The following is a 6372-nucleotide window of genomic DNA, read 5'->3' as shown; positions in this document are numbered from 1 at the left end:
AACAAAACGAAGCCGCTCGTCCATGAGTCCAGTCTCTCGCCAAACCATCGCCGGTCCTCCCGGCAAACGAGAAAACTGTCACCCATCTAATCGGTCCATTCTGTTACCTATCTATCCGGTTCGGACAAGACCAGGTAACTCCGCGCTCTGTTGCCTCACCCTGTCGGACGCTTGAGCGGCTGGAAGAAGCAGGCCACAATCCCCACCTATGGAGAAATCCAAAGGAGGTTTGACATGGCTTCTTCCGAACGTGCGGTCCTTGCCGGCGGCTGCTTCTGGGGCATGCAGGATTTGATCCGTCGCTTCCCCGGCGTGATCTCCACTCGTGTCGGCTACAGCGGCGGCGACGTGCCGAACGCAACCTACCGCAACCACGGCACCCATGCCGAGGCGATCGAGATCATCTTCGATCCGACCAAGACCAGTTTCCGCACGCTGCTCGAGTTCTTCTTCCAGATCCACGACCCGACGACCAGGAACCGCCAGGGCAACGATGTCGGCATGAGCTACCGCTCGGCGATCTTCTACACCAGCGACGAGCAGAAGCGGGTGGCCGAGGATACCATCGCCGATGTCGACGCCTCGGGCCTGTGGCCCGGCAAGGTCGTCACCGACCTCGCTCCGGCCGGTCCCTTCTGGGAGGCCGAGCCCGAGCATCAGGATTATCTCGAGCGCTATCCCAACGGCTACACCTGCCATTTCGTCCGGCCGGGCTGGAAGCTTCCGGTCCGTCAAAAGGCCGCCGCATCATAAAAATAGCGGCTACGCAGCAGCCGCTTTTGCACGATCACGCCCGCCGTGCCGAAAGGCATGGCGGGCTTTTTGTGTTCCGGCATGCGGACTCAGCCCTTGGCTCGGCGATTCTCGTTTTCGTGGCTGCCGATCCAATGGGCGCGGATGCGGTCGCTGGCTTCGAGATAGGCCATGTCGATGAGATAGGTCAGCAGCTTTTCGCCATCGGCCTCAGCCCTCTGGCGAAGCTCCCGCAATATCCCCTGCGCAAACTGCAGGTTTTCCATTTTGCTTGGCTGGTCCATCGGTGTCCCCAATGTCTGCGAAGTAGATCTGGCTAACTATGCTGCATGAAGATTGTGACGCGATTAACGGTGGGGACGTATCCGGTTGCATTGACCTCGATCAACAAACCGGTTGGACATTACGAAAAAATGTCGATATTTTACGCCCCAATCGGATAGCGACCATGCACGAAGATGAGGGCAGCACTCCCGACAAGTTGCAAGCCATGCTTGACGTGATTGCCAGGAGCGAACCTTCGAGTGGGGAGGCCGATGTCGGACGGATGCAGGCCGACGCCATCAAAGCCGCTAATGTGCTGATCGAATTCTATGCCGATGCCGCGCTCGAACGAGCCAAGCTCATCGAGCGCCGCTCGCCCCAGTCGCATTTCGCGCGCATGGTGACGGCCGAGGTCGGCAGGCGCGGAAGGCTCGCGCCCAGAAGCTAGCCCAGAAACTGGCAAGGTTCGCTTCAGGACGATTTGTGCCCCCTCGATTTCTCGCCAAGCCTTTGCCGGATCTCTTCCTGGATGTTGTCCAGCAGGTAAGACAGCATGTCGTGCCCGATCGATTGCGCGATCGCCTGAGCCTGCTCGACATGGTCGTGAATTTCGCGCAGCGAATGCTCTTCGCACGCGGCGTCCTGCGTCAGATCGACGAACCAGCCTGGATAGAGCGCCGCCTCGCCCATGCCGTCGACATAACATCGGCCAACGGCAAGGATCTTGCGCAGTCCCATCTTTTCCGAGCGGACCTTGTAGACTTCGCGGAAGCCTGACCTGCGCTCTATCGCCTTGCGGATCGCCAGCCGAACCCTCGACCGGTCCTCCCGCTCGATGCTTTGCATCCACCTTTCCAGCGGAGCGCCATGCGAGAATTCCTCGAGCGTCAGGTCGAAATAGGCGGATAGATTGGCATCCCCGTAGATGCGGTCACGCTTGATATCCCAGGTCCAGAACCCGTCGATCGGTGGATACCGCATATGCGCGTAGCGGCTGCGTTCGGGCGCCGACGTCATGAAAACCGCCCCGTCCGGTTTCAAGATTCGCCAGTACTATGTCGCAAAATCCCAAAGAAACAAAGATGGCATTTGTACAAGGCAGAAAATCATAGGGACCGCTGCTTGCTTACATAGTTTGATGGCATGGTTGGCATAACCAGAAAATACGAATGATGAATAAATTTTCTCTTGCCGAAACAATTTTCACTTCGCTGCTGCAACTGAAGCTTGGCGCTTCCCGCGATGGGCAAAAACCGCGCCATTCAAAATAATCTTAAAGTTGTATTCGCCTGGATGCGTGCCAAGGCTGGACATTCTATCTATTTTGCAAGGCCGGCGCGGCAATGCTGGTGTGTTGCCTGAGCCGCGCCGGCCAAAGCGGCCTCCAAAAGGTTTCGCCGCGCCCGGGATGCTAACGGCCGTTGTCGCTCCGGCAAACCGACCGGTGGTTGAAAATGCGCGTACTTCAGGAAGAAGATAGGGCCTCGCGGGTCAGCGGCCGACCATTTCCGGACACATTGCCGACTCACTGAAACCGAAGCTCTCTCTGGCATCGGACTTAAGCCTTGCCGGCGCCAAGACCTAGGCTGAACGCCGATGTGGCTCCCCGCCCGTCTCCGGTTCGCCACCATCGGCCGCCGAATCGTCGGCAATCCTGTCATGGTCGAACTGACGCGCCTCGGGCAGGGGATGCAACCAGTGCTCGCGGCGGCCAATCCACAGTTCGTAGCTGGGCACCAGCCCTTCGGTTGGCGCGACGTCGAGGCTGCCGATCATCACCTCGACCTCGTCCTCTCCGACGGACGGCACACGGCTGCCGCAGGTCGGACAGAAGCTGCGATCGCCATAGGTGCTGGTGATTCCAGTGCTTTCGAAAGCTTGGCGCGGCCACACGGCAAAGGCGTGAAAGACCGAGCCGCTGGTCTTGCGGCAGTCCTTGCAATGGCAAAGGCCGACCCTCAGCGGCTCGCCGGTTACCCGGAATTGCACGCCGCCGCACAGGCAACTGCCGCTGCGGATGATATCGTTGGACATGGCCGTTCCTCCTGCAGCCGGTCTCGCGGGATCGCTAACCGCTACAATTCGAGCGCCGCCGCAACGGTTCCGCACTGCAGGTGGAAGCGTCACTCAACCGGGGAAGTCGAAGACCGGTTCCTCGCAGCGGTAGACGCGGCATGGACCGTCGCGGGTCGGAATCGCGACCGAGATCGGCACCTCCGGCCAGTCGCACTCATTGCCGAACTGGCGCACGAAACGATCATAGGTGTTGGGCCCGGTGGTCAGCACCGCGGCGTGCCGGCTCTGGATCAGCGCCTGCGCCTCGGCGCAGCTCATGGCGCGTGTGTCAGGTCGGGCATGAGCGGCGCACGTTGCCCACAAGATCGTGCCGGCAGTAAGAATGATCGACAGGCTTTTCATGGAGGTACCGGGATTCCAGTCATGGACTTTTCGGTAACGAGTATGGATCGCCGCCGGAACACCGCAAGTCTTTTGAGCGGCGCCCTGGTGCCATCGCCCGGAGCGCCCGCCGGCTTCGGCTGGGCGGCGCGACCGGTCAGTCGTTTTTGCCTTCGTGTCCGCCGCATTCGAGGCACGCCATACTTTGCCCTGGGCAGTTCAGCCGGTGTGTCCCTTCCGGGCAGCAATGACCGTTGGAACTGACCCAGCGTTCGCAAACGAAGACTTTCCTGGCGCCGTGGCAGCGCCGGCACTCTATCGAGGGCATCGGCTTTTCCTCGGGCGAGACGCGATGCTCCGCCTCAACGACCGTGTTCATCCGTTTGATCCCCAACGACTGGATAGTCGGCCCGGTTTTTTGGAAAATATTACATTAGCCATCCGCGATATAAAAGCCCGGCGACGGATGACGAAAGTTTCATCGGTCGACGCTTCCCCTTTGCGCCGCCCTTGCTAAAGGTGGTCCGGCAAAGAGCGCCCGAGCAGATTCCGCCGGGCAAGGGCAGGTAACGGGATCTTCCGGCAATGACATGGACCGGCGCGGGCGTGCTTTTCATCCTGGTAGCCACCTATGCCGGGGTTGCTGTCGGCCGCATTCCCGGCCTGCGCCTCGATCGCGCCGGCATCGCGCTGCTCGGCGGCGCCGCCATGATCGCTATCGGCGCGATCGGTATGGAAGACGCCTACCGCGCCATCAATTTCGACACCATCACGCTCTTGCTTGGCATGATGATCGTGGTGGCGCATCTCAACGTTTCCGGCGCCTTCCGCGCGCTGGGCGGTTTCGCCATCGAGCATGCGCACGCGCCCTTCATGCTTCTGATCATGGTGACGCTTCTGACCGGCGTGCTCTCGGCCTTCCTGGTCAATGACGCGATCTGCCTGGTGATGGCGCCGATCGTCGTCCACGTCACCCGCGTCATAAACCGCAATCCGGTTCCCTACCTCATCGCCACCTGCACAGCCTCCAACTGCGGCAGCGTCGCCACCATCACCGGCAACCCGCAGAACATGGTGATCGGCGCGCTGTCGGGCATTTCCTATCCGGCCTTTTCGGCGGCGCTCGCGCCTGTCGCGCTGTTCGGCCTTATCGCCGTCATCGTCATCATCCGCATCGTCTACCGCGCTGAATTCTCCCGCACGGTGGAGCTCAGCCCCGAGGTCTATCGCGGCCGTATGCTGCCCGGCCAGGTGCTCAAAGCGACCATCGTCTGCGTGGCGCTGGCCATTGCCTTCTTTGCCGGCGTGCCTGTCGCCAAGGCGGCGCTGATCGCTGGCGCCTTCCTGCTTGTCACCCGCGCGATCAAGCCGCACCGCATCTACCGCGAGATCGACGGCCCGCTGCTGTTCATGTTCGCCGGCTTGTTCGTGGTCGTGGCGGGCGCCGAGCGCACGCTGCTCACTCCCGACATGGTCGCCTGGGCGAAGACTATCGGTCTCGACAACGTCTGGCGGCTCTCCGGCTTCACGGCGGTGCTTTCCAACATCATGAGCAACGTGCCGGCGGTGCTGGCGCTGAGGCCCTTCATCCCGGGCCTCGGAAACCCTGAGCGCGCCTGGCTGGTCGTGGCGATGAGCTCGACGCTCGCCGGCAATTTCACCCTGCTCGGCTCCGTCGCCAATCTCATCGTCGCCGAGCAGGCGAAAGCGGCGGGCAAGGAACTGTCCTTCTCCGCCTTCTTCAAGGTCGGCCTGCCGCTGACCTTGCTGACTCTCCTCGCCGGCACGGCCTGGCTGGCTTTCACCTCCTGACTTCGAACTTTTCCGCCGCGACAAAAATCTGTCGCGGGTGTCCATCGAATCGATTGCGCAAACGTTTCGATGGCTCTATGGTCTCGCCAGATCCGCCGAAGAGCGGACGGGAAACGCATCTAAGGGAGGAGCGCTTGCGGGCACTCCGTTCGCATGCCGACAATGGCTGAGGTCGCGCGCCGCGCCGGCGTTTCGGTTTCCACCGTCTCGCATGTCGTCAACCGCACGCGCTTCGTCTCGCCCGAGAAGGCGCAGCTCATCAACGACGCCATCGCCGCCATGGGCTACCAGCCCAACGAGCTGGCGCGCTCGCTGAAAGTCGCCTCGACCAACAGCGTCGGGCTCGCCATCTCGGCGATCTCCAACCCTTACTTCACCGACATCATTTGCGCCGTCGAAGCCGAATGCGCGCGGCTCGGCCTGATGGTGTTCCTGTCGGACACGCAGGAAGACCCCGACCGCGAGCTCCAAGTGGTGCGCGCCTTCCACCAGCGCCGCGTCGACGGCGTGATCCTGGCCCCGTCCGGTTCGCCTGAGCGCGCGATCGCCTATCTCGCCGACAAGAAGCTGCCTTGCGTCTTGATCGACCGCTTCGCCGACGACCGCTTCGACCAGATCGGCGTCGAGAACGAGACGGCGATGCGGGCGCTGATCGACCATGTCGCTTCCTTCGGCCACAGGCGTATCGGCTACATTGCCGGCCAGCCGGGGCTCGCCACCACGCGCGAGCGCGTCGACGCCTTCCGCGCCTCGCTTGCAGCCAATGGACTTGAGTGCCTGCCGCACTATGTCTCGCCGGAGAATGTCGACACGGCGAGCGCCACGGTATCGACCCATGCGATCCTGTCGCTGCCCGCGCCGCCCACCGCATTGGTCACCGGCAACAACATGACGACGATCGGGGCAGTCCGCGCCATCCGCGAGAAGGGTCTTTCGATCCCGCGTGACCTCTCGCTGGTCGGCTTCGACGATTTCGAATGGGCCGACTGCTTCGAACCCAGGCTGACGCTTGTCGAGCAGCCTTGCACCGAGATCGGCCGCCAGGCGGCGGCGCTGCTCAGCGAGCGCATCGCCTCCAGCGGCGCGGGGCCGGCCGAGGCGAGGCCGGCATGAGCGCGCCGCTGCTTTCCGTAACCGGCGCTTTAC

At 62.2% G+C, this 6372-nt stretch carries 8 protein-coding genes; 4 read left to right on the top strand and 4 right to left on the bottom strand.

Translation table 11 applies throughout. From position 1 onward, the window contains the following. Positions 1 to 234: 234 nt before the first annotated feature. Positions 235 to 753, top strand: a complete 519-nt coding sequence (gene msrA, locus EOA29_RS21460; RefSeq protein ID WP_126094504.1) for a peptide-methionine (S)-S-oxide reductase MsrA — start codon at positions 235 to 237, stop codon at positions 751 to 753. An 89-nt stretch (positions 754 to 842) separates the two neighbouring features. Here msrA and EOA29_RS21455 read toward each other — a convergent pair whose 3' ends face one another. Further along, positions 843 to 1019: a hypothetical protein gene (locus EOA29_RS21455; RefSeq protein ID WP_210213162.1), complete on the bottom strand. Its 177-nt coding sequence runs from the start codon at positions 1017 to 1019 to the stop codon at positions 843 to 845. Positions 1020 to 1075: 56 nt separating this feature from the next. Between EOA29_RS21455 and EOA29_RS21450 the strand changes: the two genes are divergently transcribed. Further along, on the top strand, positions 1076 to 1465 hold the full coding sequence (locus EOA29_RS21450) for a hypothetical protein (protein WP_126094502.1): 390 nt from the start codon (positions 1076 to 1078) through the stop codon (positions 1463 to 1465). A gap of 23 nt (positions 1466 to 1488) precedes the next feature. Here the strand turns inward: EOA29_RS21450 and EOA29_RS21445 are convergent, their stop codons facing one another. The 3 genes from EOA29_RS21445 to EOA29_RS21435 all read right to left on the bottom strand — a co-directional run bounded on the left by EOA29_RS21445 (position 1489) and on the right by EOA29_RS21435 (position 3351). After that, a complete protein-coding gene (locus tag EOA29_RS21445) occupies positions 1489 to 2034 on the bottom strand; it encodes a PAS domain-containing protein (protein WP_126094501.1) in 546 nt (181 codons plus the stop codon). A gap of 564 nt (positions 2035 to 2598) precedes the next feature. After that, a complete protein-coding gene (locus EOA29_RS21440; protein ID WP_126094500.1) occupies positions 2599 to 3051 on the bottom strand; it encodes a GFA family protein in 453 nt (150 codons plus the stop codon). 93 nt (positions 3052 to 3144) lie between these two features. Next, positions 3145 to 3351, bottom strand: a complete 207-nt coding sequence (locus EOA29_RS21435) for a hypothetical protein (protein ID WP_348628909.1) — start codon at positions 3349 to 3351, stop codon at positions 3145 to 3147. A gap of 648 nt (positions 3352 to 3999) precedes the next feature. On the opposite strand from EOA29_RS21435, the gene EOA29_RS21430 reads away from it, so the two are divergent. Together EOA29_RS21430 and EOA29_RS21425 are read left to right on the top strand one after the other, a co-directional pair. After that, positions 4000 to 5226 carry an anion transporter gene (locus EOA29_RS21430; protein ID WP_126094498.1) on the top strand — a complete coding sequence of 409 codons (1227 nt, stop codon included), beginning with the start codon at positions 4000 to 4002 and terminating at the stop codon, positions 5224 to 5226. Positions 5227 to 5379: 153 nt separating this feature from the next. Continuing rightward, complete coding sequence (locus EOA29_RS21425; protein ID WP_348628908.1) at positions 5380 to 6339, top strand: LacI family DNA-binding transcriptional regulator; 960 nt, start codon at positions 5380 to 5382, stop codon at positions 6337 to 6339. Positions 6340 to 6372: the final 33 nt, after the last annotated feature.

This window comes from Mesorhizobium sp. M1E.F.Ca.ET.063.01.1.1, from assembly GCF_003998155.1.
Classification (GTDB): Bacteria; Pseudomonadota; Alphaproteobacteria; order Rhizobiales; family Rhizobiaceae; genus Mesorhizobium.
Note: the sequence above shows the minus strand (reverse complement) of the source record. Positions and strands in the feature narration are given on the sequence as shown.